Annotated in this window: 22 protein-coding genes; 16 read left to right on the top strand and 6 right to left on the bottom strand. The window is 66.6% G+C overall.

Annotated elements, in window-relative coordinates:
- Positions 1 to 164 precede the first annotated feature (164 nt).
- The 12 genes from rpsB to rpmE all read left to right on the top strand — a co-directional run bounded on the left by rpsB (position 165) and on the right by rpmE (position 11634).
- Complete coding sequence (gene rpsB / locus KNJ79_RS15045) at positions 165 to 977, top strand: 30S ribosomal protein S2 (protein WP_317151670.1); 813 nt, start codon at positions 165 to 167, stop codon at positions 975 to 977.
- Positions 978 to 1120: 143 nt separating this feature from the next.
- Positions 1121 to 2047, top strand: coding sequence for a translation elongation factor Ts (gene tsf, locus KNJ79_RS15040; protein WP_089213990.1), 927 nt, complete (start codon positions 1121 to 1123; stop codon positions 2045 to 2047).
- A gap of 114 nt (positions 2048 to 2161) precedes the next feature.
- Entirely contained in the window at positions 2162 to 2884 is a 723-nt protein-coding gene (pyrH, locus tag KNJ79_RS15035) for a UMP kinase (protein WP_317151669.1), read from the top strand.
- A 20-nt stretch (positions 2885 to 2904) separates the two neighbouring features.
- Positions 2905 to 3459 (top strand): ribosome recycling factor, encoded by a 555-nt coding sequence (gene frr, locus KNJ79_RS15030; protein WP_089213992.1) that lies wholly within the window; start codon positions 2905 to 2907, stop codon positions 3457 to 3459.
- A 162-nt stretch (positions 3460 to 3621) separates the two neighbouring features.
- Entirely contained in the window at positions 3622 to 4311 is a 690-nt protein-coding gene (gene uppS / locus KNJ79_RS15025) for a polyprenyl diphosphate synthase (protein WP_317151668.1), read from the top strand.
- 3 nt (positions 4312 to 4314) lie between these two features.
- The gene (locus KNJ79_RS15020) at positions 4315 to 4992 is read left to right on the top strand and encodes a phosphatidate cytidylyltransferase (RefSeq protein ID WP_317151667.1); all 678 of its coding nucleotides are present in this window, start codon (positions 4315 to 4317) and stop codon (positions 4990 to 4992) included.
- A gap of 1 nt (position 4993) precedes the next feature.
- Positions 4994 to 6157, top strand: coding sequence for a 1-deoxy-D-xylulose-5-phosphate reductoisomerase (locus tag KNJ79_RS15015; RefSeq protein ID WP_317151666.1), 1164 nt, complete (start codon positions 4994 to 4996; stop codon positions 6155 to 6157).
- On the top strand, positions 6150 to 7283 hold the full coding sequence (gene rseP / locus KNJ79_RS15010; protein WP_317151665.1) for an RIP metalloprotease RseP: 1134 nt from the start codon (positions 6150 to 6152) through the stop codon (positions 7281 to 7283). Before KNJ79_RS15015 ends, rseP begins: the two co-directional genes overlap by 8 nt.
- Positions 7284 to 7354: 71 nt before the next feature.
- Complete coding sequence (gene bamA, locus KNJ79_RS15005) at positions 7355 to 10033, top strand: outer membrane protein assembly factor BamA (RefSeq protein ID WP_317151664.1); 2679 nt, start codon at positions 7355 to 7357, stop codon at positions 10031 to 10033.
- A complete protein-coding gene (locus KNJ79_RS15000) occupies positions 10033 to 10722 on the top strand; it encodes an OmpH family outer membrane protein (protein WP_317151663.1) in 690 nt (229 codons plus the stop codon). The genes bamA and KNJ79_RS15000 overlap by 1 nt, the downstream gene beginning before the upstream one ends.
- A gap of 4 nt (positions 10723 to 10726) precedes the next feature.
- Entirely contained in the window at positions 10727 to 11206 is a 480-nt protein-coding gene (fabZ, locus tag KNJ79_RS14995; RefSeq protein WP_317151662.1) for a 3-hydroxyacyl-ACP dehydratase FabZ, read from the top strand.
- Between the two features lie 200 nt (positions 11207 to 11406).
- Positions 11407 to 11634 carry a 50S ribosomal protein L31 gene (rpmE, locus tag KNJ79_RS14990; RefSeq protein ID WP_089213999.1) on the top strand — a complete coding sequence of 76 codons (228 nt, stop codon included), beginning with the start codon at positions 11407 to 11409 and terminating at the stop codon, positions 11632 to 11634.
- A gap of 78 nt (positions 11635 to 11712) precedes the next feature.
- On the opposite strand, the gene KNJ79_RS14985 is transcribed toward rpmE, so the two are convergent.
- Positions 11713 to 13182 (bottom strand): glycerol kinase, encoded by a 1470-nt coding sequence (locus KNJ79_RS14985; protein ID WP_317151661.1) that lies wholly within the window; start codon positions 13180 to 13182, stop codon positions 11713 to 11715.
- A gap of 570 nt (positions 13183 to 13752) precedes the next feature.
- Here KNJ79_RS14985 and KNJ79_RS14980 point away from each other — a divergent pair.
- The 3 genes from KNJ79_RS14980 to KNJ79_RS14970 all read left to right on the top strand — a co-directional run bounded on the left by KNJ79_RS14980 (position 13753) and on the right by KNJ79_RS14970 (position 17951).
- On the top strand, positions 13753 to 15123 hold the full coding sequence (locus KNJ79_RS14980) for a DEAD/DEAH box helicase (protein WP_317151660.1): 1371 nt from the start codon (positions 13753 to 13755) through the stop codon (positions 15121 to 15123).
- A 102-nt stretch (positions 15124 to 15225) separates the two neighbouring features.
- On the top strand, positions 15226 to 16854 hold the full coding sequence (locus KNJ79_RS14975; RefSeq protein ID WP_394357129.1) for an MFS transporter: 1629 nt from the start codon (positions 15226 to 15228) through the stop codon (positions 16852 to 16854).
- A 62-nt stretch (positions 16855 to 16916) separates the two neighbouring features.
- Positions 16917 to 17951 carry an alpha/beta fold hydrolase gene (locus tag KNJ79_RS14970; protein ID WP_317151658.1) on the top strand — a complete coding sequence of 345 codons (1035 nt, stop codon included), beginning with the start codon at positions 16917 to 16919 and terminating at the stop codon, positions 17949 to 17951.
- Here KNJ79_RS14970 and KNJ79_RS14965 read toward each other — a convergent pair.
- The 5 genes from KNJ79_RS14965 to KNJ79_RS14945 form a co-directional block, all read right to left on the bottom strand.
- Positions 17905 to 18657, bottom strand: coding sequence for an alpha/beta fold hydrolase (locus KNJ79_RS14965; protein ID WP_317151657.1), 753 nt, complete (start codon positions 18655 to 18657; stop codon positions 17905 to 17907). The genes KNJ79_RS14970 and KNJ79_RS14965 overlap by 47 nt on opposite strands.
- 48 nt (positions 18658 to 18705) lie before the next feature.
- A complete protein-coding gene (locus KNJ79_RS14960; RefSeq protein WP_317153930.1) occupies positions 18706 to 18954 on the bottom strand; it encodes a hypothetical protein in 249 nt (82 codons plus the stop codon).
- Positions 18955 to 19144: 190 nt separating this feature from the next.
- Positions 19145 to 21241, bottom strand: a complete 2097-nt coding sequence (locus KNJ79_RS14955) for a malate synthase G (RefSeq protein WP_317151656.1) — start codon at positions 21239 to 21241, stop codon at positions 19145 to 19147.
- A 112-nt stretch (positions 21242 to 21353) separates the two neighbouring features.
- Positions 21354 to 22544 carry a GGDEF domain-containing protein gene (locus KNJ79_RS14950; protein ID WP_317151655.1) on the bottom strand — a complete coding sequence of 397 codons (1191 nt, stop codon included), beginning with the start codon at positions 22542 to 22544 and terminating at the stop codon, positions 21354 to 21356.
- Positions 22545 to 22609: 65 nt separating this feature from the next.
- Positions 22610 to 24373: a chloride channel protein gene (locus KNJ79_RS14945; protein ID WP_317151654.1), complete on the bottom strand. Its 1764-nt coding sequence runs from the start codon at positions 24371 to 24373 to the stop codon at positions 22610 to 22612.
- A gap of 78 nt (positions 24374 to 24451) precedes the next feature.
- Between KNJ79_RS14945 and KNJ79_RS14940 the strand changes: the two genes are divergently transcribed.
- Entirely contained in the window at positions 24452 to 24874 is a 423-nt protein-coding gene (locus KNJ79_RS14940; protein ID WP_317151653.1) for a MarR family winged helix-turn-helix transcriptional regulator, read from the top strand.
- The last annotated feature ends 7 nt before the right edge of the window (positions 24875 to 24881 follow it).

Genomic DNA, 24881 nt, shown 5'->3' with positions numbered 1-24881 from the left:
CCTTGGGCCGCTTGCCGGGCGCCATTCCCCCCTTGCATTTGCGCGCTCCGGACGCTAACGGGCCGCCCATTCCACATGGAAGGCGCACATACCGGTGCCGGGATCGTCCTTTGAGGATAGCCCGGTTCTTGCCTTCCAGAGGACCAACCGGAAGGAGAAAGGCTATGGCGGCTCCTGTCGTCACGATGCAGAATCTTATCGAGGCCGGCGCGCACTTCGGCCACCAGACCCACCGTTGGAACCCGCGCATGAAGCCGTATATCTTCGGCGCGCGCAACGGCATCCACATCCTCGACCTGTCGCAGACCGTGCCGCTGTTCGCGCGCGCGCTCGACTTCATCGCGTCGACCGCGGCCGCCGGCGGCAAGGTGCTGTTCGTCGGCACCAAGCGCCAGGCGCAGGGCCCGATCGCCGATGCGGCGCGCGCGTCGGGCCAGCATTTCGTCAACCACCGCTGGCTGGGCGGCATGCTCACCAACTGGAAGACGATCTCGAACTCGATCAAGCGCCTGAAGGCGCTCGAAGAGCAACTCTCGGGCGACACCTCGGGCCTGACCAAGAAGGAAGTGCTCAACAAGACGCGCGAGCGCGACAAGCTCGAGCTGAGCCTCGGCGGTATCCGCGACATGGGCGGCATTCCCGACGTGATGTTCGTGATCGACGCGAACAAGGAAGAGCTGGCGATCAAGGAAGCCAATGTCCTTGGCATCCCCGTCGTCGCGATCCTCGATTCGAACGTTTCGCCCGACGGCATCGCCTTCCCGGTCCCCGCTAATGACGACGCCGCGCGCGCGATCCGCCTTTATTGCGAAGCGGTCGCCCAGGCGGCGACCCGCGGCGGCCAGCAGGCGCGCGCCGACGCCGGCGAAGATCTGGGCGCAGCCGTCGAGCCGGCGGCCGAGCCCGCCGTCGTGACCGAAGACGAACAGGTTCCGGCCGCCGCCGCTGCCGAAACCGAAGTTCAGCGCGACGCCTGATCCGCGCCGGCTGCAATGACGGGACGGCGCCCTGCCTTGAACGGGGTGCCGTCCCGGTCATCGTTTTGACCTATCGCGCCGCCATGTGCGCGGCGCAGCAGCGGTTCGACATTGCGAACCGCCCCTATGGAAAGGAATGACCCATGGCTGAGATTACGGCCGCTCTCGTCAAGGAACTGCGCGAACGCACCGGCGCGGGCATGATGGACTGCAAGAAGGCGCTCGCCGAAACCGGCGGCGACATCGAAGCGTCGATCGACTGGCTGCGCACCAAGGGGCTGGCCGCCGCCGCGAAGAAGGCCGGCCGCGTCGCCGCCGAGGGCCTGGTCGGCGTGTCGACCGACGGCACCCGCGGCGCGGTGGTCGAAGTCAACAGCGAGACCGACTTCGTCGCGAAGAACGAGCAGTTTCAGGACTTCGTGCGCGACGTGACCGAGGTTGCGCTCGCCGGTTCGCTGAACGACATCGAAGCGCTTGGCGCCGCGGCCTATCCGTCGGGCGGCACCGTCGCCGAAAAGCTGACGAACAATATCGCGACGATCGGTGAGAATCAGTCGCTGCGCCGTTCGGAAGTCGTCACCGTCGAATCGGGCGTCGTCACCGGCTATGTCCACAACGCCGTCGCGCCGGGCCTCGGCAAGATCGGCGTGCTCGTCGCGCTCGAATCGAGCGCCGGCGCCGACGTCCTTGAACCGCTCGGCAAGCAGCTCGCGATGCATGTCGCCGCCGCGAACCCGCTCGCGCTCAACGGCGACGATCTCGATGCCGACCTCGTCGCGCGCGAACGCGCGATCGCCGAGGAAAAGGCGGCGCAGTCGGGCAAGCCCGCCGACATCGTCTCGAAGATGGTCGATGGTGCGATCGCCAAGTTCCGCAAGGAAAATGCGCTGCTCTCGCAGCCCTTCGTGATCGACGGCAAGACCCCGGTTGCCGAAGTCGTCGCCGCCGCCGGCAAGGATGTCGGCGCGACGATCACGCTCAAGGGTTTCGTGCGCTTCCAGCTCGGCGAAGGCATCGAGAAGGAAGAAAGCGACTTCGCCGCCGAAGTCGCCGCTGCCGCCGGCCGCTAAACTGGATCGCGACTGCCGCGCCTCCGGTGCGGCAGTCCGCTTGGCAATGGCGCGCACTCTGACTAGGGTGCGCGCCATTCGCATATCGACCCATATAATAAGGTTCCCACAGACATGGCATTGCCCGGCCTGAAACGCATCTTGCTCAAATTGTCGGGCGAGGCGCTGATGGGCGCCAGCCCCTTCGGGATCGACCCCGAAACCGTCGCCAGCATGGCGGCCGAAGTGAAGGCGGCGAAGGATCGCGGCCTCGAACTCTGCCTCGTCATCGGCGGCGGCAATATCTTTCGCGGCATGGCGGGGGCGGCGAAGGGGATGGACCGCGCGCAGGCCGACTATATGGGAATGCTCGCGACGGTGATGAACGCGCTCGCGATGCAGAATGCGCTCGAGCAACTCGGCGTCGAGACGCGCGTCCAGTCGGCGATCGAGATGGACAAGGTGTGCGAGCCGGTGATCCGCCGCCGCGCCGAACGCCATATGGAAAAGGGCCGTGTGGTGATCTTTGCCGCGGGCGTCGGCGCGCCCTATTTCACCACCGACAGCGGCGCCGCACTGCGCGCCGCCGAAATGAAGTGCGATGCGCTGCTGAAGGGCACGAGCGTCGACGGCGTCTATAACGCCGACCCCAAGCAGGACCCGGACGCGGTGCGCTACGACAGCCTCAGCTATGACCGCGTGCTCGCCGACAATCTGAAGGTGATGGACGCGAGCGCGGTGGCGCTGTGCCGCGACAATCATATCCCGATCGTCGTGTTCAACATCCGCGAACCCGGCAATCTGGCGCGCGTGCTGGCGGGCGAGGGCGTCGCCACCGTCGTCGGCGATGCCGCCTGATCGAACAGAGAGGAAAGACAATGGCGAAATATGACAAGGCCGATCTCGAGCGCCGGATGCACGGCGCACTCGAATCGCTGAAGCACGACCTCGCGGGCCTGCGCACCGGCCGCGCCAATTCGGCGCTGCTCGACCCGGTGACGGTCGAGGTTTACGGTGCACATATGCCGCTCAATCAGGTCGCCTCGATCAGCGCGCCCGAGCCGCGGATGCTGTCGGTGCAGGTGTGGGACAAGGCGAACGTCGGCCCGGTCGACAAGGCGATCCGCTCGGCGGGGCTCGGGCTCAACCCGATCGTCGACGGCCAGATGCTGCGCCTGCCGATCCCCGACATGACGCAGGAACGCCGCAAGGAATTGTCGAAGCTCGCCGGCCAATATGCCGAAAAGGCGCGCGTCGCCGTCCGCAACGTCCGCCGCGACGGCATGGACGCGCTGAAGCAGGACGAGAACAAGAAGGAAATCAGCGAGGACGAGCGCAAGCGCGCCGAGACCGAAGTGCAGAAGCTGACCGATTCGGTGATCGCCGACATCGACGAAGCCGCGAGTGCAAAGGAAAAGGAAATCCTGGGCTAAGTCGATGGGCGTCGCAGAGGTCATTGCGATCCTCCCCGGCACGGGGAGGGGGACCATGCGAAGCATGGTGGAGGGGAGTCACAGCCTTGAGCTTCGCTTGATGCTGCCCCCCCCCTCCGTCAGCGCTTCGCGCTGCCACCTCCCCGCAAGCGGGGAGGATTGATGACCACCCTCGACCACGGCGCGCGTCATGTCGCCATCATCATGGACGGCAATGGGCGCTGGGCAAAGAAGCGCCATCTGCCGCGCGTCGCCGGCCACCGCGCGGGAGTGGAGGCGGTGCGCACGATCGTCCGCGCGGCGGGGGACATGGGGCTGGAGGCGATGACGCTCTATGCCTTTTCGTCGGAGAACTGGAAACGTCCCGAAGCGGAGGTCAGCGACCTGATGGGGCTGATGAAGCGCTTCATCCTCTCCGACCTCGACGAGTTCGCCGCCAACGATGTGCGCTTGAAGGTGATCGGCAACTGGCGCGCGCTTGCGCCCGACGTCGTCGCGCTGATCGAAAATGCGCTCGACCGCACCGCGGGCAACAAGCGCACGACGCTCGCGGTGGCGCTCAACTATGGCGCGCAGGACGAGCTGGTGCGCGCCGCGCGCGCCGCTGCGGCGGAGGAGGGCGGGATCACCGCCGAGACGATCGAGGCGCATCTCGACACCACCGGCCTGCCGCCGCTCGACCTGCTCATCCGTACCTCGGGTGAAGTCCGGCTGTCGAACTTCCTGCTCTGGCAGGCGGCCTATGCCGAACTCTATTTCACCGACCGGCTGTGGCCCGATTTCACGCCCGCCGACCTGCAGGCGGCCCTCGATCATTTTGCGCGGCGTGAACGCCGTTTCGGAGGATTATAGGCCATGGCGACCGCGGCGAAGTCCGACCTCTGGGTGCGCATCCTTTCGGCGATCATATTGTTCGCGATCGCCGGGGTCGCGCTTTGGCTCGGCGGCATCGCCTATGGCCTGCTGCTGCTCGTCGGCGGGGCGCTCACGCTCGTCGAATGGACCGCACTCGTCCGCGCGATGCCGCTCGGGAGCGGGGGGCGGGGCGGCTTCATCGCCCTCGGCCTGATCCTCGTCGCCGGGGCGGTCGGCGGACTCTGGTTCGTGCGCGATGCGCTGGGGGTGACCGCGGCGCTGTGGCTGTTCGGCATGGTGTGGGCGACCGACATCGGCGCCTATTTCGCCGGCCGCGCCTTTGGCGGCGCGCGGCTTGCGCCGGCGATCAGCCCGTCGAAAACCTGGTCGGGGCTGACCGGCGGGATGGTCGCGGCGCTGATCGCCAGCGCGACGATCGGCGACCGTGCCGGCATCATCGGCGTGCCGCTGTGGATCGGTCTGTTCATGGGGCTGCTCGCGCAGCTCGGCGACCTCGGCGAAAGCTGGATGAAGCGGCGCGCAGGCGTCAAGGATTCGGGCAGGCTGATCCCCGGGCATGGCGGGATTTTCGACCGCGTCGACGGGCTGCTCCCCGTCGCGCTCGTCATCGGTGCGCTCGCGGCCTTTGGGCCGCTGGCCGTGCGGGCGGGCGGCTGAGATGACGCGGCGCCTGTCGCTGTTCGGCGCCACGGGCTCGGTCGGGCGCTCGACGCTCGATCTCGTCCGCTGCGACGGCGAGGCGTGGCGCGTCACCGTGCTCACCGCGAACAGCGACGTCGCCGAACTGGCGAAGCTCGCGCACGAATTCCGCCCCGACATTGCGGTGATCGCCGATCCCGCGCGCTATGGCGCGCTTCGCGACGCGCTCGCGGGGACGGGGATCGAGGCGGCGGCGGGCGCCGAAGCGCTCGTCGAGGCGGCGCAGCGCCCGACCGACCTCGTGATGGCGGCGATCGTCGGCACCGCGGGACTCGCGCCGACGATGGCGGCGCTGGCGGCCGGGCACGACGTCGCGCTCGCCAACAAGGAAGCGCTGGTGTCGGCGGGCGAGCTGATGACGGCCGCGGCGCGCGCATCGGGCGCGACGATCCTGCCCGTCGATTCCGAACATAATGCGATTTTCCAGTGCCTTGCCGGCGGGCGCATCGACGAGGTGCGGCGCATTGTGCTGACCGCGAGTGGCGGCCCGTTCCGCACCATGGCGGCCGAAGCGATGGCGGCGGTCACCCCAGCACAGGCGGTCGCGCACCCGAACTGGTCGATGGGCGCGAAGATCAGCGTCGATTCGGCGACGATGATGAACAAGGGGCTCGAGCTGATCGAGGCGCATCATCTGTTCCCCGTCGGGCTCGACCGCATCGAAATCCTCGTCCATCCGCAGTCGGTGATCCACTCGATGGTCGAATTCGTCGATTGCTCGACCCTCGCGCAGCTCGGCTCGCCCGACATGCGCATCCCGATCGCGAGCGCGCTCGCCTGGCCGCAACGGATGGCGACGCCATGCGCCCCGCTCGATCTGGCGAGCATCGGCCACCTCGATTTCGAAGCGCCCGACGAAGCGCGCTTTCCCGCGACCGCGCTCTGCCGCGCCGCGATCGCCGAGGGCGGCGCGCGCCCGGCGCAACTCAACGCCGCGAACGAGGTGGCGGTCGCCGCCTTTCTGTCGGGACGCATTGCCTTTCCCGCGATCGTCGATACGGTGCGGCGCGTGATCGACGCCGAGGCGCCGGCGGTGCCGGCTTCGCTTCAGGACATATTCAGCGTCGATGCCGCATCGCGCGCGGCCGCGCAGATATTTGTGGACCAACTCGTACATGCTTGAGACGCCCGGTATCCCTTTCACCATCCTCGCCTTCATCCTCGTGCTGGGACCGCTCGTCTTCGTCCACGAATATGGCCATTATATCGTCGGGCGCTGGTGCGGGGTGAAAGCCGACGCCTTCTCGATCGGTTTCGGGCGCAAGCTCGTCGGCTGGACCGACAAGCGCGGCACCGAATGGAAGATCGGCTGGCTGCCGCTCGGCGGCTATGTCCAGTTCGCGGGCGACCGCGATGCGGTGAGCCAGCCCGACGCCGATTGGCAGTCGCTTCCTGACGCCGAACGGTCGCACAGCTTTCCGGCGCAACCGGTGTGGAAACGCGCCCTGATCGTCGCGGCCGGGCCCTTCACCAATTTCCTGTTCGCGATTCTGATCTTCGCCGCTTTCAACCTCGCTTATGGCGTACCGACGACCCCGCCGGTGATCGCCGGCGTGCAACCGCAAAGCGCCGCGGCCGAAGCGGGGCTGCGCGAGGGCGACCGCATCGCGGCGATCGACGGCCGGACGATGGAAACCTTCGACGACATCCGCATCGCGGTCGCCTTCGACCTCGGCAGGCCGATCGACCTTTCGGTCGAGCGCGGCGGCGAGCAGCGGACGATTTCGCTGCGGCCGCGGATCGTGTCCGAAACCGACCGGTTCGGCAACACGTCCGAGCGGGCGATCATCGGCATCATGCCCGGCGCCCCGACGCTCACCCCGGCGGGACCGATCGCGTCGGTCGAGGCCGGGGCCAGGCAGACGTGGGACATGGTGCGGCTCACGGGCGAAGTGCTCGGCCAGTTCGTCACCGGCCAGCGTTCGGTCAAGGATATGGGTGGCCCGCTTCGGATCGCGAAGCAATCGGGTGAAGTGGCGACGCTCGGCCCCGTGGCGCTGATCTCCTTTATCGCCTTCGTCTCCATCAATCTGGGGTTCATCAACCTGTTGCCATTGCCGATGCTCGATGGCGGTCATTTGCTTTTTTACGCCTATGAGACGATCAGGCGGCGCCCGGCCCCGCCGCAGGCACAGGAATGGGCGTTCCGATTCGGTTTTGCCGCGATCGTGACGCTCATGCTGGTCGTGACTTTCAACGATTTGGGCTCATTCGGTTTGTGGGACGGGATCGCCCGCTTGATTGGATAGCCGGAGTCGGGCAGGGAGAGCGCGCTCGGACTTTACGGGGGTCCGGGCGCTGGGACGATATTATTGGCGGGATGAACAGCGTGGTTTCACACAAATTTACGGCGCGGATGCAGCTGTCGGCGCTCCTGTTGGCGGGAACGATGCTGACCGGGCCGGTTTTTGCGCAGGAGGCCGCGCCGCCGCAGACGGTGCCGACCGTGCCGGTGCCGACGCCCGAGGCCGTGCCGACCGCATCGACGATCAAGTCGATCGCCGTGACCGGCAACCAGCGCCTCGAAACCCAGACGATCCTCTTTTATCTGCGCCTGCGCGTCGGTCAGGAATATGATCGCGCGACGCTCGACCAGGCGCTCAAGGATCTCGCTTCGACCGAGCTTTTCAAGGATTACCAGATCACCGACGATGCCGGGGCGCTGACGATCCAGGTCGTCGAAAACCCGGTGATCAACCGCGTGATCCTGGAGGGCAACAAGCGGCTCAAGGAAGACAAGATCCGGCCCGAGATCAAGCTCGCACCGCGCCAGATCTTCACCCGGTCGAAGGTGCGCGCGGACGTTGCGCGCATCATCGAGCTTTACAAGCGGCAGGGCCGTTTCGCCGCGACCGTCGATCCGAAAATGGTCCAGCTCGACCAGAACCGCGTCGATGTCGTGTTCGAGATCACCGAAGGGCCGAAGTCGAAGGTCCGCCAGATCAATATCATCGGCAACGAGAAATTCAGCGACGGCGATCTGAAGGACGAGATGGCGACGCGCACGACCGGCGGCCTGCTCTCTTTCCTGTCGTCGAACACGACCTACGATCCCGACCGCCTCGCCTATGACCAGCAGAAGCTGCGCCTCTTTTACCTGCAGAACGGCTATGCCGATTTCCGCGTCATTTCGGCGGTCGCCGAGCTGACGAGCAACAAGCAGGATTTCATCATCACCTATGTCGTCGAAGAGGGCGAGCGCTACAAATTCGGCGATGTGAAGATCGAGAGCAGCCTGCGCGACTTCAAGCCCGAGCAGATGCAGAAGCTGCTGCCGATGAAGACCGGCGACTGGTACGACGCCAAGCAGGTCGAGGATACGGTCGAAAGCCTCAGCGAAACCGCAGGTCTGTTCGGCTATGCCTTTGCCGACATCAACCCCGAATTCCATCGCAATCCCGAAGACCGGACGATGGACATCACCTTCAATGTCGGCGAAAGCCCGCGCACCTATGTCGAGCGGATCGACGTCAACGGCAACACGCTGACACAGGACAAGGTCATCCGCCGCGAATTCCGCCTGAACGAAGGCGACGCGTTCAACAGCTTCGCCTTGAAGCGCACCGAAAACCGCATCAACAGCCTCGGCTATTTCCAGGAGAATCTGGAAATCGAGCGCAAGGAAGGCAGCACCCCCGACCGCATCATCCTCGACACCAATGTCGAGGAGAAACCGACCGGCGAACTGTCGCTGTCGGCGGGCTTCTCGTCGATCGAAAGCTTCCTCGTCCAGGCGTCGGTGCGTCAGCGCAACTTCCGCGGCATGGGCCAGCAGCTGCAGGCGTCGGTCAACTATTCGAGCTATTCGAAGTCGATCGAACTGGGCTTCACCGAACCCTATCTGTTCGATCGCAACATTTCGATCGGCGGCAGCGTCTATCGCCGCGATCTCAATTCGTTCAACTTCATCAACAACGACCGCCAGACGACGTTCGAGCAGACGACGACCGGCTTCCAGATGAACGTCGGCGTTCCGCTGACCGAGTTCATGTCGGCGTTCGGGCGCTACAGTCTCAACTTCGACGATGTGACGCTCGACAAGAGCGTCTATTATTTCGGCGACGAGTGCGATCCCCTGATCGCCGGGCGCTATCTGTGCGATGCGATCGGCAAGCGGACGACCTCGCTGATCGGCTTCACCCTCGCCTATGACGATCGCGACAACCGCATCCGGCCGACGCGCGGCCAGTCCTTCACCCTCAGTCAGGATTTCGCGGGCCTCGGCGGCGACGTCAAATATCTCCGCACGCGCGCCACGGCCAGCAAGCATCGCAGCCTCGGCGGCCGCTTCATTCTCAACGCCTATCTCGAGGGCGGCTACATCTATCCGCTCGAAGATCAGCCCGATCCCTTCACCGACGCGGTGCGGCTGACCGACCGCTTCCAGCTCGGCGAACCCGACCTGCGCGGCTTCGACATTCGCGGCGTCGGCCCGCGCGTCATCCGCTACACCGGCGTCGACCTCACCGATCCGGCCAATCCGGTGCTCGATCTGACCACCGACCGCGGACAGCTGATCGACGACGCGCTCGGCGGCAAGGCCTATTACAAGGGGCGCCTCGAACTCGACATCCCGCTCGGCGCCGGTGCCAAGGAAATGGGCCTGCGTCCGTCGATCTTCGTCGACGTCGGCTCGGTGTTCAGCGTGGTCAAGCCAGAGCTGACGACCCTGGCCAATTTCACGGACCCGTCGGATGGCCTGACCAAATATCTCTGCCGCAACTCGGCGGAAGGAACGAGCCAGTTCGCGACGCAGGGAACCGATTCGAACGGCAACCCCACCGGCCTCTACAACCAATGTCCCACCGGCTATTCGGCGCTGGCTCCGTTCGAGGAACGCTTTTACGGAAACAGCTGGAAGCCGCGTGTTTCGATCGGCGCCGGCGTCAACTGGAACTCCCCCTTCGGTCCCTTCCGGATCGACTTCGCTTACGCCCTTCGCAAAGAAGAGGGCGATGATACCAAACGCTTCTCATTCAACGTAGGAACCCAATTCTGATGAAGAAAATTTTCACTGCCTCGGCGCTGGCGATCGCCAGCCTGTCGATTTCGCCGATGCTCGCCGCTCCCGCCGCTGCGCAGGCGCGCTCGGTTGCCGTCGCCGACGTGCGTGCCGCCGCCGCCCAGTCGAACGCGTTCAAGACCGCGTCGCAGCAGATCCAGACGACCTACAAGGCGCAGATCGACCAACAGGAATCGCGCGGCCAGACGCTGCAGGCGGAACTGAACGTGCTCGTCGCCAAATATAATGAAGAGGCGAAAAAGACGCCGCAGAATCAGGCCGCCCTTCAGGCCGCTGCCAAGGCGGTGCAGGACAAGCGCCAGTCGGCTTCGGAAGAACTGAACCGCATCGGCGCGCCCGTCGAACTCGCGCTCGCCTATGTCGAGGACCAGATCAGCGTGCGCATGAACGAGGCGATCAAGGCCGCGATGACGGCCAAGAAGGTCGATCTGCTGCTCCAGCCCGACGCCGTCCTCGCGCGGGAAAACAACGCCGACATCACCGATGCGGTCGTCACCGAACTCAACCGCATCCTGCCGTCGGTCTCGACCGTGGTGCCGGCGGGCTACAAGCCCGGCCAGCTCGTTCAGCAGCGCAACCAGCAGCTGATCGACGCGGCGCGCTCGCAGCAGGGCGCGGCGGCGACCCCGGCCCCGGCCGCCGGCAACCAGCCGACGACGCGCTGAGCCGATGACCGCTGGGGAAGGGCAGGGCGAAACGCTTGGGCCGGCGGACATCCGCCGGATTCTCAGCCTGTTGCCGCATCGTTATCCGATGCTGCTCGTCGACCGGGTGGTCTCGATGGTCAAGGACCAGTCGATCCACGCGGTCAAGGCGGTGACGATGAACGAGCCCTTCTTCCAGGGGCATTTTCCCGGCCGGCCGATCATGCCCGGCGTCCTCATCGTCGAGGCGCTGGCGCAGGCCGGCGGCGTGCTGGCGATCGAATCGCTCGGCCTCGCGGGCTCCGGCAAGCTCGTCTATTTCATGGGCATCGACGGCGTGAAGTTCCGAAAGCCCGTCGAACCCGGCCATCTGCTCGATCTCCACGTCACCATCCTTCAGGCGAAGCGGAACATCTGCAAGTTCGAAGGACGCGCGATGCTGGGGGAGCAGCTTGCGACCGAGTGCCAGTTCACCGCGATGATCGCCGATCCGCCGAGCGATTGATTCCATTCCGTCTCCCCCGAGCGAAGACGAGGGGCCCGTTCGAGCGGAGCGAGAACCAGCAACGGTGCGGCCTCGTCTTCGCTCGGGGAAACGGGATGGTGTTGCATTTTTCTCCGTTCCTGCCTAAAGGCCGCCACTTCGCGTCCCCGGATGCAGACTCACGCTGCTGGTCGGAAACCAGCGGCACAGGAGCTTATGAGATGAAAAAAGACATTCACCCCGACTATCACATGATCACGGTCAAGATGACCGATGGCACCGAATATCAGACGCGCTCGACCTGGGGCAGCGAGGGCGACACGATGACGCTCGAAATCGACCCGACCGCACACCCGGCCTGGACCGGCGGCCAGGGCCGTATGCTCGACCAGGGCGGCCAGGTTGCCAAGTTCAACAAGCGCTTCGGCGGCCTCACCCTCAAGCGCTGAGAACCCGTCATCCCAGCGAAAGCTGGGATCGCTGGCGGTTTCGGGACGAAAGCGGTCCCAGCCTCCGCTGGGACGACGTCATTCCAGCACCTTCGCAAGCGCGCTTTGCCAGCCGGCAAGGCGCGCTTCGCGTTTGGCGGCATCGAGCGCGGGGGTGAAGCGCGTCGTGCGGCCGCGCATCGCGGCCGCGGCGCTCGCGAGATCCGGATAGAGCCCCGCGCCGGTCGCGGCGAGCATCGCCGCGCCCAAGGCTGTGCTTTCGACGAAATCGGGGCGCTCGACGGTCAGGTCCAGCATGTCCGCCAGATCCTGCGCCATCCAGTCGTTCGCGGCCATACCGCCGTCGATCCTCAGTTCGGCCCAATCGACCCCGTCGGCGGCGAAGGCCGCTTTGAGGTCGTGCGCCTGATAGGCCTGCGCCTCGAGCGCGGCACGCGCGACATGCGCCTTGCCGCTCGCGAAGCTGAGGCCCGATAGCGCTGCGAGCGCATCGGGCCGCCAGTGCGGCGCGCCGAGCCCGGCAAGCGCCGGGACCAGATAGACCCCGCCATTGTCGGGGATCGACCGCGCCAGCCCCTCGCTCTCGCCCGCGCTCGACAAGAGGCCCAGCCCGTCGCGCAGCCATTTGATCAGGCTGCCGGCGACGAACACCGATCCTTCGAGCGCATAGAGGCGCGTGTCGCCCTCCTGCACCAATATCGTCGATAACAGCCGGTTGTCCGATGCCGGCCGCCGCGTTCCGCTCGCCGACAGGATGAAGGCGCCGGTGCCGAAGGTCGCCTTGGTCTGGCCCGGCGACAGGCACGCCTGGCCGATCGTCGCCGCCTGCTGGTCGCCCGCCATGCCCGAAATCGGAATCGCGCCGCCGAACAGGTCGGGGGCGGTGGCGCCCACGGTCGCGGTGCAGCCGGCGATTTCGGGAAGCAGTCCGATCGGCGCACCGAACAGATCGCACAGCCCCGCGTCCCAGCCCCCGCGTCCGATGTCCATCAGCAGGGTGCGCGCGGCGTTGGTCGCGTCGCTCACATGCACGCCCCCGGTCAGGCGAAAGACCAGCCAGGATTCGACCGTGCCGATCGCGAGCCGATCGCCCGCTTCGCGCAGCTGCGGCCAGTTTTCGAGCGCCCAGCCGATCTTGGTCCCCGAAAAATAGGGATCGAGCAGCAGCCCGCTCTTCGCGCGCACCGCCGCTTCATGTCCCGCCTCTTTCAGCGCCGCGCAATCGGCCGCGGTGCGCCGGTCCTGCCAGACGATCGCGGGGGCGAGCGGCTCGCCGGTCGCGCGGTCCCAGAACACCACCGTCTCACGCTGGTTGGTGATCCCGATCGCGGCGATCCGGTCGGCGCCGCCCGCCTTTTCGATCATCGCGCGCGTGCAGGCGAGCGTCGCGGTCCAGATTTCGGCGGCATCATGCTCGACGAGCCCCGGGCCGGGGTAATATTGCCGGAACTCGCGCTGCGCGCTGCCGAGCGGGGTGCCGTCGGCCGCGAACAGCATCGTGCGGGTCGAGGTCGTTCCCGCGTCGATGACGATGATCTTTTCGGCCAATGCGCATCCCCTGTCCGTTACCATCAGCCTGCCAAAGCTGCACCCTTCGAACAAGGCCGCCGGAACGCGAGACGATACTATTTCGCGCAGAGGCCGCAGAGATCGCAAAGACTTTGTTCACGCGGAGACGCGGAGGCGCGGAGATGATGATTTGGGCCGAAAGGCCCTTCTCCAATCGACGGGGCCTCATGGCGCGCCGAAGAATGATAACGGCCGCTTCGCGGCACCTTACTACTTCTCCGCGTCTCCGCGTCTCCGCGTGAATCCTCTTCTTCCGCCTTTGCGATCTCTGCGCGAATCCTCTCCCTCTACCCGATCCCGAAGTTCGATCGACAAAAGCAATCTTCTTGCAAATTCGCGTAACATTCGCCATATGCCCGCCAGCGCAGCATGGCGGACTGGTCCGCCGCAACCACCGGCAGCGTGATTTTCCCGCCCGAACCAGGCGCGGGACGAGCCGGACATGCGCTTTGTCCCCAGAGGCACCCTTTCACGCGGGTCGTTTCGAACCCGCCCGCCGTGCGCGGCCGTCTTTCGGCGCGTTCACGGCCCATATGTGAGTAAATTATAATGGAATTCAAAGACTTCGGCCTCCACGCCGACATCGAGCGTGCGCTGACGGCCAAGCGCTACAGCCAGCCGACCCCGATCCAGCAACAGGCGATCCCGGTGCTGCTCGAGGGCCGCGACCTGTGCGGCATCGCGCAGACCGGGACGGGCAAGACCGCTGCCTTCTCGCTGCCCTCGCTCGACTATCTGCTCAACAACCCGAAACCGCGCAGCCCGCGCGGCTGCCGGATGCTCGTGCTCTCTCCGACGCGCGAGCTCGCCGCGCAGATCGCGCAGAGCTGCCGCGACTATGGCCGCTTCACGAAGTTCAGCGTGATGACCGTCTTCGGTGGCGTCCCGATCAACAAGCAGATCCGCGAACTGGGGCAGGGCGTCGATATCCTCGTCGCCACGCCGGGCCGCCTGCTCGACCTTGTCGACCAGCGCGCGCTGCGCCTCGACGACGTCGAAATCTTCGTGCTCGACGAAGCCGACCAGATGATGGACATGGGCTTCATCCACTCGCTGCGCCGCGTCGCGAAGCTGCTCCCCAAAGAGCGGCAGAATCTCTTCTTTTCGGCGACGATGCCCAAGGAAATCGCCGCGCTCGCGCAGCAGTTCCTGCACGATCCGGTCACCGTCTCGGTCGCGCCGCAAGCGACGACCGCCGAAAAGATCCGCCAGCAGGTGACCTTCGTCGAGCAGAAGGAGAAGCAGGCGCTGCTCCATCATGTGCTGAAGATCGAGGACATCGACCGGGCGCTGATCTTCACGCGCACCAAGCATGGCGCCGACCGCGTCGTGCGCCACCTGAAGGGCGCGGGTATCGACGCTTTCGCGATCCACGGCAACAAGAGCCAGGCGCAGCGCACCACCGCGCTCCAGGCCTTCCGTTCGGGGCAGGTCAGGCTGCTCGTCGCGACCGACATCGCCGCGCGCGGCATCGACGTGTCGGGGGTCAGCCATGTGATCAACTTCGAGATTCCGAACGTCCCCGAACAATATGTCCACCGCATCGGCCGCACCGCGCGCGCCGGGGCGGAGGGCATCGCGATCAGCTTCGTCGCGCCCGACGAGCGCCCCTATCTGCGCGACATCGAGCGCGTGACGCGGACGAAGGCCGAGCCGGTCAAGCTGCCCGACGGTTTCGGCGAGATGGTCCGCAACCTGCCCAAGCCGGTCAATCCGCCGCGCAACACCGGCGGCAAGGGCCGCAACCCCCAGCGCCAGCGCGAGGAAGCGCTGCGCGGCAAGGCGGGCGGCCATCGCGACGGCGGCCAGCCGCGCCGCGAGGGTGCGGGCGATGGCGCCCAGCCGCAGCGCAAGCGCCGCTTCCGCCCGCGTCGCGGCGGCGTCGGCGCACACAAGGGCGCCGTGACACGCGTCGGTTGACGTCAGCCGCCTGGCCGCTAGGTTCCCCCGGCCCCTCCTCTCCAGAGGAGGGGCCTATTTTGTGCGCAATCAAAGAATGTATATGGGGGGAGAGCAGGGCGGATGACGGATGGTGCAGTGGTAGCGCTACCTCTCGAGCGAACCCAGAGCGAACGCAAGGTCATCCTGGCCTCGTCGCTCGGGACCATTTTCGAATGGTATGATTTCTACCTCTACGGCCTGCTGGCGACGATCATCTCGGCGCAGTTCTTTTCGGGCGTCAACGAGACGACGGGCTTCATTTTCGCGCTTGCCGCCTTTGCGGCGGGCTTTGCGGTACGGCCGTTCGGCGCGCTGGTATTCGGCCGGGTCGGCGACATTGTCGGGCGCAAATATACGTTTCTTGTGACGATGGGTCTCATGGGCCTGTCGACCTTCCTCGTCGGCGTCCTGCCGAGCTATGCGTCGATCGGGGTCGCTGCACCGGTCCTGCTCGTTGCGCTCCGCCTCGTTCAGGGCCTCGCGCTCGGCGGCGAATATGGCGGCGCCGCAACCTATGTCGCCGAACATGCGCCCGAGGGAAGGCGCGGGCTGTTCACCAGCTTCATCCAGACCACCGCGACGCTCGGCCTGTTCGCCGCGCTGCTCGTCGTCATCGCGACGCGCTTTCTCGTCGGCGAAGCGGCGTTCGCGGATTGGGGCTGGCGCATTCCCTTCCTGATCTCGGTGATCCTGCTCGGCGTATCGCTGTGGATTCGCCTCCAGCTCGAGGAGAGCCCGGTCTTCCGGCAGATGAAGGCCGAGGGAAAGACCTCCAAGGCGCCGCTGACCGAGGCGTTCGCGCGATGGGCGAACCTCAAATGGGTGCTCGTCGCGCTGCTCGGCGCCGTCGCGGGGCAGGCGGTGGTCTGGTACACTGGGCAATTTTATGCGCTGTTCTTTCTCGAAAAGACGCTGAAGGTCGATGGCGCGACCGCGAACATCCTGATCGCCCTCGCTCTCGCGCTCGGCACGCCCTTCTTCATTTTCTTCGGCTGGCTCAGCGACCGGATCGGGCGCAAGCCGATCATCCTCGCCGGCTGCGCACTCGCCGCGCTCACCTATTTCCCGGCGTTTCACATGCTGACGGCTGCCGCCAATCCCGCCTTGGCCGCGGCCCAGGCTCGCGCGCCGGTCGTCGTGTTCGCCGATGCGGACAGTTGTTCGTTCCAGTTCGATCCCATCGGTCGCACCGCGTTCGACCGGACCGGCTGCGATATTGCCAAGTCCGCGCTGGCCAAAGCGGGGATTCCCTATGCCAATGCGGATGGGGCCTATGATGACCGAGCGGTTGTCCGGGTCGGCGAACGCGTGGTTCCCGTTGCCGGCAAGGCGAGTTTCGATGCCGCCCTTTCCAGGTCGCTGGCCGCCGCCGGCTATCCGGCAAAGGCCGACCCCGCCGCGATCGACAAGCCGCGCGTCGTCGCGATCCTCTTCTGGCTCGTGCTGCTGGTCACCATGGTTTACGGCCCCATCGCGGCGCTGCTCGTCGAGCTTTTCCCCAGCCGCATCCGCTATTCGGCGATGTCGCTGCCCTATCATATCGGCAATGGCTGGTTCGGCGGCTTCCTGCCGACGACGGCCTTCGCGATGGTCGCGGCGACCGGGAATATCTATTACGGCCTCTGGTATCCGGTCGCTGTCGCCCTGCTGACGCTGGTGGTCGGCCTGCTGTTCCTGCCCGAAACCTTTCGCCGCGCGATTCATCACTGACCGCGCATTGACCGCGCGGCCTTGCCCGCTAGATTTGCGAGCGACCGGTCGGGGAGGGCCAGATGATCGACGACGAGGATTTCGAGGCACCGCCGCCGCGCCGGCCGCTCTTCCGGCGCAAGCGCGTGCTTATGCCGCTCGCTGCACTGCTCGCGATCCTCGCCGCTTTCCTGGCGCTGCGCACCCCCGATACCGATCGCGACGCGATGATCGCCAAATATGGCGGCCCGAACGCACAGTTCGCCGCCGGGCCGGCGGGGCAGAATATCCACTATCGCGACCAGGGCCGGCGCGATGCGCCGGTGATGATCCTCCTCCACGGCTCGAACAGCAGCCTTCAGACGTGGGAGCCGCTCGTTCGGCGGCTGGGCGGCGACTATCGCATCGTCACGCTCGACCTGCCCGGCCACGGCCTGACCGGCGGCACCCCCGACAAGGATTATGGCGCGAGCGGGATGATCGCGGCGGTCGACGTCGTCGCGGCGAAGCTCGGGCTCGATCATTTCATCCTCGGCGGCAATTCGATGGGCGGCTGGGTCGCGTGGCGCTATGCGCTCGCCGGCGCGCACCCGGTCGATGCGCTGCTGCTGATCGACGCCGCGGGGATGCCGCTGCGCAAGGGCGAAAAGCCGCCGCCGTCGAACGTCGGCTTCCGCCTGCTCGAATATCCGTTCGGGCGCTGGCTCGCGAGCCAGATCACGCCGCGCGGGCTGATCGAGGAATCGCTGCGCGGTTCGGTCGCCAATCAGGCGATCGTCGATGACGCGATGATCGACCGCTATTGGGAGTTGCTGCGCTTTCCGGGCAACCGCGAGGCGACCTCGCTGCGCGCAACGCAGGACCGCGAACCCGCTATGGCCGACCGGATCGGCGAGATCAAGGCGCCGACGCTGATCCTGTTCGGCAAAGCGGACCGGCTGATAAACCCCAGCGCCGCGCAGACCTTTCACGAGCGGATTACGGGATCGGAGGTCGTGCTGCTGGACGGGGTCGGCCATCTGCCGATGGAGGAAGCGCCCGATGCGACCGCGTCGGCGATCGCCGGCTTCCTCAAGCGGCGGCTTGGCGCATCGCCGGCTGATCCAGAAACGCCGTAATCCGCGCCGCGACCTTCGCCGCATGGGTGAAGGGGAAGAGGTGCGATCCGGGCATGGTTTCGAGATATGCGCCGTCGATCAGGTCGGCGATCGACTGGCCGTGGCAGGTGGGGACGACGCCGTCGCGCTCGCCCATCAGGATCAGGGTCGGCACATTCTTCAGCGAGGGCAGCATCGCCGCGCTGGTCCAGCCCGCCATCGCCGCCGCCTGATAGGCCAGGCCGAGCGGCGTCGCGGTCGGCAGCTTGAGCCCGCTCGCGAGCATGTCGTCGTCGAGCAGCGCTGCCCAGCCGATCCCCGGCGCATTGACCGACGGGGTCGTCGCCATCAGCACGAGGTGCCCGATGCGCCCCGGGAATTGTACCGCGATCTGCTGTGCGAGCGCGCCGCCCCAGCTGAAGCCGGCGAGGTCGAGCGTAGCCTGGCCGAAGCGGTCGGCGATCTCCATCACCGTCGCCGCCATCGTCGCCGCGCCATAGGGCATCAGCGCGTCGGGCGAGCCGCCGACCCCCGGCATGTCGAGCGTCCACACCTCGCGCCCGTGAATCTGTGCGAGAAGCGGCGCCGCGGCCGCGATGTCGGCGCCGATGCCATTGAGGAAGAGCAGCGGCGTCCCGGCGGCACCTGCCCGCCAGCGCGCGACGCGCAGGGTCAGGCCGTACACATGCTCCAGAGTGATGTCGGGATTGCCGCCGATCCTGCTCATGGCGGGGGCCTTGGCACAAAGCGATGCGCTGCGAAAGACCGCGCGGGCCTATGTTGCGGAACGGGACGCTTTATCGGACTGCGCCGCACGTTCGTGGCGCAGGCTATCGAAAATCTTGGCGCCGGCGAGAAACACCGAACCGCTGCACGCGACGAGCAGCAATTTGCCGCCGACGCCGGGATATTCGTGCAGATAGGCGGTCCCGCGCGCCATCGCGCCGACGCCGAGCGCGTAGATGATCAGGCAGGCTTCGAAGCGCGTCTTGATGACGAAGAGGCGTCCGATTTTTTTCAGCATCACTCACCGATCAGCAAGAGGTGTGCCAGTGGCGCGAAACCGCGATTCGGTGCGCGGCAGCGATGGTAAACTGTAAGTTAATCCGACAGAAGGGAAAGGGCGCGCGCGTCATGGCGAGCCGGCGACGCGGTGGGACGTCGCCGCCGCCTTGGCGAAGGCCGCGTTACCGGCGTCGGCCCACCGTTGCGCGCTAACCCGCCGCCTTTTTCGCCTGCCGATATTTGTGCAGCAGCGGCTCGGTATAGCCCGATGGCTGCGTCACCCCTTCGAAGATCAGCGCGCGCGCCGCCTGCCAGGCGATGCCGCCGGGCGTCAGCGGCTCGTAGAGCGGATCGCCGGCATTCTGTGCATCGACCTTTTTCGCCATGCGCGCGAGCGCCGCATCGACCTGTTCGCCGGTGCAGACGCCGTGGAGGAGCCAGTTGGCGAGCGCCTGGCTGGAAATGCGCAACGTCGCGCGGTCCTCCATCAGACCGACATCGTCGATGTCGGGCACCTTCGAGCAGCCGACGCCCTGGTCGATCCAGCGCACGACATAGCCCAAAATGCCCTGGCAATTATTGTCGAGTTCGCGCGTCACCTCCGCTTCGCTCCAGTTGCGTCCTTCGGCCACCGGAATGGTGAGGAGGCGCGACAGCGCTGGCACCGCCTCGCCGGCAATCTCCCGCTGCCGGGCGAACACATCGACCCTATGATAGTGCAGCGCGTGGAGCGTCGCGGCGGTGGGCGAGGGCACCCAGGCGGTGTTCGCGCCCGATTTCGGATGGCCGATCTTGGCTTCGAGCATCGCCTTCATCATGTCGGGCATCGCCCACATGCCCTTGCCGATCTGCGCCTTGCCGCTGAGGCCGCAGGCAAGGCCGATGCGGACGTTGCGATCCTCATAGGCGGCGATCCAGTCGGACGCCTTCATCTCGCCCTTGGGGATCATCGGCCCCGCGCGCATCGAGGTGTGGATCTCGTCGCCGGTGCGGTCGAGGAAGCCGGTGTTGATGAAGACGATGCGGTCCTTCACCGCTTCGATGCACGCGGCAAGGTTCGCGCTGGTGCGGCGTTCCTCGTCCATCACCCCCACCTTGATCGTGTGGCGTGCGAGGCCCAGCATATCCTCGACCGCGTCGAACAGCCGGTTCGTGAAGCCGCACTCCTCGGGCCCGTGCTGCTTGGGCTTGACGATATAGATGCTGCCCGCGCGGCTGTTGGTCAGCGCGCCGAGCCCCTTGAGGTCGTGGAGCGCGCAAAGGCTGGTGATGACGGCATCGCACAGCCCCTCGGGCGCCTCGCTGCCGCCCGTAAGCCGGATCATCGGCGTCGTCATCAGATGACCGACGTTGCGCACGAACATCACGCTGCGGCCGTGCAGCGTGAAGGGATCGCCGTCCGGCGAGGTCCATTCGCGGTCGGCCTCCATGCGGCGGGTAACCGTCTTGCCGCCCTTGTCGAAGCTCTCGACCAGGTCGCCGTGCATCAGCCCGAGCCAGTTGGTGTAGCCGAGCACCTTGTCCTCGCCATCGATCGCGGCGACGCTGTCCTCTAGGTCGATGATCGTCGTCAGCGCAGCTTCAAGGAGGACGTCGGCGATTCCGGCGGGATCGGTCTTGCCGATCGGGCTCTCGGGATCGACGATCAGTTCGATATGCAGGCCGTTGTGGCGGAGCAGGATGCCGCCGGGCCTGCTGCCCACCCATTGCGACGGATCGGCGAGCGCCGGGTCGCCGCCCTGCCAGTCGGCCCAGCTGCCCGATGCGAGCGGCACTGCTTCGTCGAGGAAGGCCTTCGCCCGCGCGATGACGGCGCCGCCGCGCTCGGCATCATAGCCGCCGGGCTTCGCGGGCGGAGCATCGAGCGCGTCGGTGCCATAGAAGGCGTCGTAAAGGCTGCCCCAACGCGCATTGGCGGCGTTGAGCGCGAAGCGCGCATTGAGCGCCGGCACGACGAGCTGCGGCCCCGCCATCGTCGCAATCTCCGCGTCGACATTGTCGGTGCCGACCGCAAAGGGTGCCGGCTCGGGCACCAGATAGCCGATCTCGCGCAGAAAGGCTTCATAGGCGGCTGCGTCATGCGGCTGACCCGCATGGCCTTCGTGCCATGCGTCGATCTTCGTCTGCAACGCTTCGCGCTTGGCGAGCAGCGCCGCATTTTCGGGCGCGAACCTGCCGAGCAGTGCCGCGAAATCGGCCCAGAATTTATCGGTATCGACGCCAGTGCCCGGAAGCGCCCTTTCCTCGACGAAGGCGACGAGGCGCGAATCGACGGACAGGCCGTGGCGGTCGAGGAAATCAGTCATGCAAACACCCTTTGGTCGCGCGGATTGCGCAATGGACCCGGGGAGGAAAGGGCCGCCGCCCTATGGCGCGAATGGCCGGCGAAGGCAATGCCCGCCGGCGATGCCGCTTGCCTCAGGCGAGTCCGCGCTGCGGCGTCGGGGTCGGCGAGAGGTCGGCGAGCGCGGCGCTCACCTGATTGCGCCCGCTCGCTTTGGCGCGATAGAGCGCGGCGTCGGCACGGCGCGACAGGTCGAACAGCGTGTCGCCGGGCATCGCCTGCGCGACGCCGAACGAAGCTGTGACGCGTTGATCGACGCCCAGCCCCGAAAGCGGCGCGGCCGCGAGTGCGGTCCGTACGGTTTCGGCGTAGCGGCGTCCCTCCGCGATAGTCGCGTCCGGCATCAGCACCGCGAATTCCTCGCCGCCGAGCCGGCTGACGATCGCCGCCGCGGCAGCCGAGCCGCGCAAAAGCGACGCGAAATGCGCAATCACCATATCGCCCGCGGCATGACCGAAGCCGTCGTTGATCGCCTTGAAATGGTCGAGATCGGCGGTCACCAGCGCCAGCGGCGCGCCGGTTCGTTGCGCCTGCGCCAACAGGCGTTCGGCGTGGGCGTCGAAGCCGCGACGATTGAGCGCGCCCGACAGCGAATCGGTTTCGGACCGTATATTCATTTCGGCTGCCGTATCGCGCATGATTACGAGCAACAGCACGAGCGCCATCGCGATCAGCGTGACCGCGCCGACGCTTTGCGAAATCGCGGCATAGGTCGTCGCCATATAGCCCTGCGGGGCGTTCGCCGTGCCGACGATCCAGACGATCAGCGGACGAACGAGATAGAGCAGGGCGGTAATCGCGGTCAGCACCATCAGCAGTACGTCGAGCGCCTGTCGCCACCGCGAGCGAAAGATGGTGAAAACGATCAACGAATGCATCGCGAAATAGGGAAGCTGATAGGCGAGGCTGCGCAGCGGCGAACCATAGTCGAGCGTGAAGATCAGCGGAATCGCGAGGACGCTGAGCGTGGAGATCGCCGCAATCGCGATCCACGGCGGCAGCACGCGATAATGGCGCGCCACGCCGATCAGGCAAAAGGTCTGGCCGATCAGAAAGACGAGGAAGATACCGACCGCGACCGGCGTCGGATCGGCCTGTTCGGGCAGGACGAGTTCGAGCACGACATCGACGATCCCCAGCGCATAACCGCCCGCCAGCCATCCCGCCCCGCGCGCGGTGCGGTTCGTCGCCGCGACCACACCGAAGGCCACGGCAAAGATGCCGGCGATGAAGAGGTTGATCGCAAGGATGAAGGCTGCCGTCATGGAAATCGCTCTGTAAATCCACACCTGGCGGCGAGCGAGCGAAACTTTCCTTAAGGCCCGGGCATTTATCGACCGTCGGCAGTTCCGAAACGGGACCGGTCCGTTTCGGCGCGGCGCCCGTCGCCGCGCACCTTCAAAAGATCGTGGCGCGTCAATATGCCGGCGATTTTTCGCGAGGTCCGATCGACGACGGGGATACGCCCGACGCCCGTTTCGACCATCATGTCGGCGACTGTGCCCGCGGGCGTTTCCGGATAGGCAACTGCACCGGCCGCATCGGATATCATATCGGACAACAAGCGGTCCGGGGGCATGTCGGCGGTTCGCCATGCGAGCGCGTCGCCGCGCGAGACGAGCCCGATCAGCCGCTGCCGATCGTCGACGACCGGGTAGGTACGATGCGCCGTTTCGCCCGCAAAATGGGTCAGGACCTCGCCGACGGTCATCGTTCCGGGCAGGGTCGCGGGATCGGGCGTCATCAGATCGTGCGCCTGCATGAGCTCCATCGCATCGACGACATATTCCTGGCGGATGTGGCGGCCGCGTCGGGCGATCTTTTCGGTCAGGATCGAGCGGCGGATCACGAGCACGCTTACCGCATAGGCCGCGCCCGCGCTGGCGACCGTCAGCGGCAGCGCGCCGAACAGGCCCGTGACCTCGGCAGCGAACAGCGCACCCGTCAGCGGCGCGCGCATCGCCCCGCTCAATATTCCGGCCATGCCGACCAGTGCCCACACGCCCGGATGACCGAGCCAGAGCTGTCCGGCGAGCGCGCCCGCCGCGCCGCCGAGGATCAGGAGGGGTGCCAGAATGCCGCCCGACGTGCCCGATCCCAGCGCGACGAGCCAGACGATCGCCTTTACGACGAGCAGCGCGACGACGACCCGCAGGGCGAGCGAACCGTCGAGCAGCGCCTGGATGCTCGCATAGCCCGCGCCGAGCACATGCGCGTCGATCAGCCCGCCGAGCCCGACGACGAGCCCGCCGGCCGCCGGCCACCACATCCAGTGCAGCGGAAGGCGGTGAAAGACGTCCTCGATCCGGTAGAGCAGAACCGAGAGCAGGCTGGCCAGCAAGCCGACCGCGATGCCGAGTGCGGCAGCCGCCGGCAGCGCCGGTCCGATCGCGGGCAGCGGCGCCGCGAGGGGAAACATCGGCCCCGCGCCGACCAGCGCGGGCCGGCATGCCTCCGCGACGAGCACCGCGACCGCCACGGGCACGAAGCTGCGCGGCTTCCATTCGAACAGGAGCACTTCGAGTGCGAGGAGGATCGCGGCGAGCGGGGTGCCGAAAATCGCGGTCATCCCCGCGGCCGCGCCCGCCACGAGTAGGGTCTTGCGCTCCGCCGAACTCAAGCGAAAGCATTGCGCGAACAGCGACCCGATGGCGCCGCCGGTCATGATGATCGGCCCTTCGGCGCCGAACGGCCCGCCGCTGCCGATCGAGATGGCCGAGGATAGCGGCTTCAAAATTGCTACCTTGGGCGACAGGCGGCTCTGATTGTAGAGGATCGCCTCGATCGCCTCGGGAATGCCGTGACCGCGAATCTTGTCCGACCCGAAACGCGCCATCACGCCGACGATCAGGCTACCGACAACGGGAATAGCGACGACCGCCAGCCCGACCGAGGAATCGGTCATCGCGACATGCGCGGCCGAGAGGCGCCCGAACCAGAAGAGGTTGGTCGCAAGCGCGATGAGCGCCAGCAGCGCCCAGGCGCCGACCGCGCCGCCGGCGCCCACGACCAGAGCCATGGCTGCAAGAAGCAACATGCGCCGGTCGGCGCTGTGATCGGCGAGGCGAGGGGCGCGGGCGGGGGTGGCGGTCATCGCGATTCCATGGTTGGGTTGAACGGGCGTTCGCGCCAATATATCGCAATACGATATATTTCAATGGAGCCATTGCCGATGTCCGCCCCCACCCCTGCGCCGCCTTCCGCGCTGACCGACGCCGATTATGCCGCGCTCGCCGATTTCCGCCATGCGCTGCGTCAGTTTCAGGCGTTCAGCGAGGCGCGCGCCGGTGCGGAGGGATTGACGCCGCAGCAGCATCAGGCGTTGCTGGCCATCCGCGCAGCGCCCGGCGCTCCGACCGTCGGCCATGTCGCCGAACGCCTGTCGCTCAAGCCGCACAGCGCCACCGGCCTGATCGACCGCCTCGAACGCCTTGGTCTTATCGAGCGGACCGCCGCGCCCGACGACCGCCGGCGCGCCTTGCTTTGCCTGACCGCTAAAGCGCACGAAGTGCTCGCGGCGCTTTCCTCGGCGCATCGCGACGAAATACGGCGCCTGCGGCCGACGCTGGAAGCCATGCTCGCGGCGATCGGGTAAAGGACCT

It is taken from the genome of Sphingopyxis indica (assembly GCF_032879645.1).
GTDB classification, from domain to species: Bacteria; Pseudomonadota; Alphaproteobacteria; order Sphingomonadales; family Sphingomonadaceae; genus Sphingopyxis; species Sphingopyxis indica.
The sequence above is the reverse complement of the archived record's forward strand: the minus strand, read 5'-3'. Positions and strand labels throughout refer to the sequence as shown.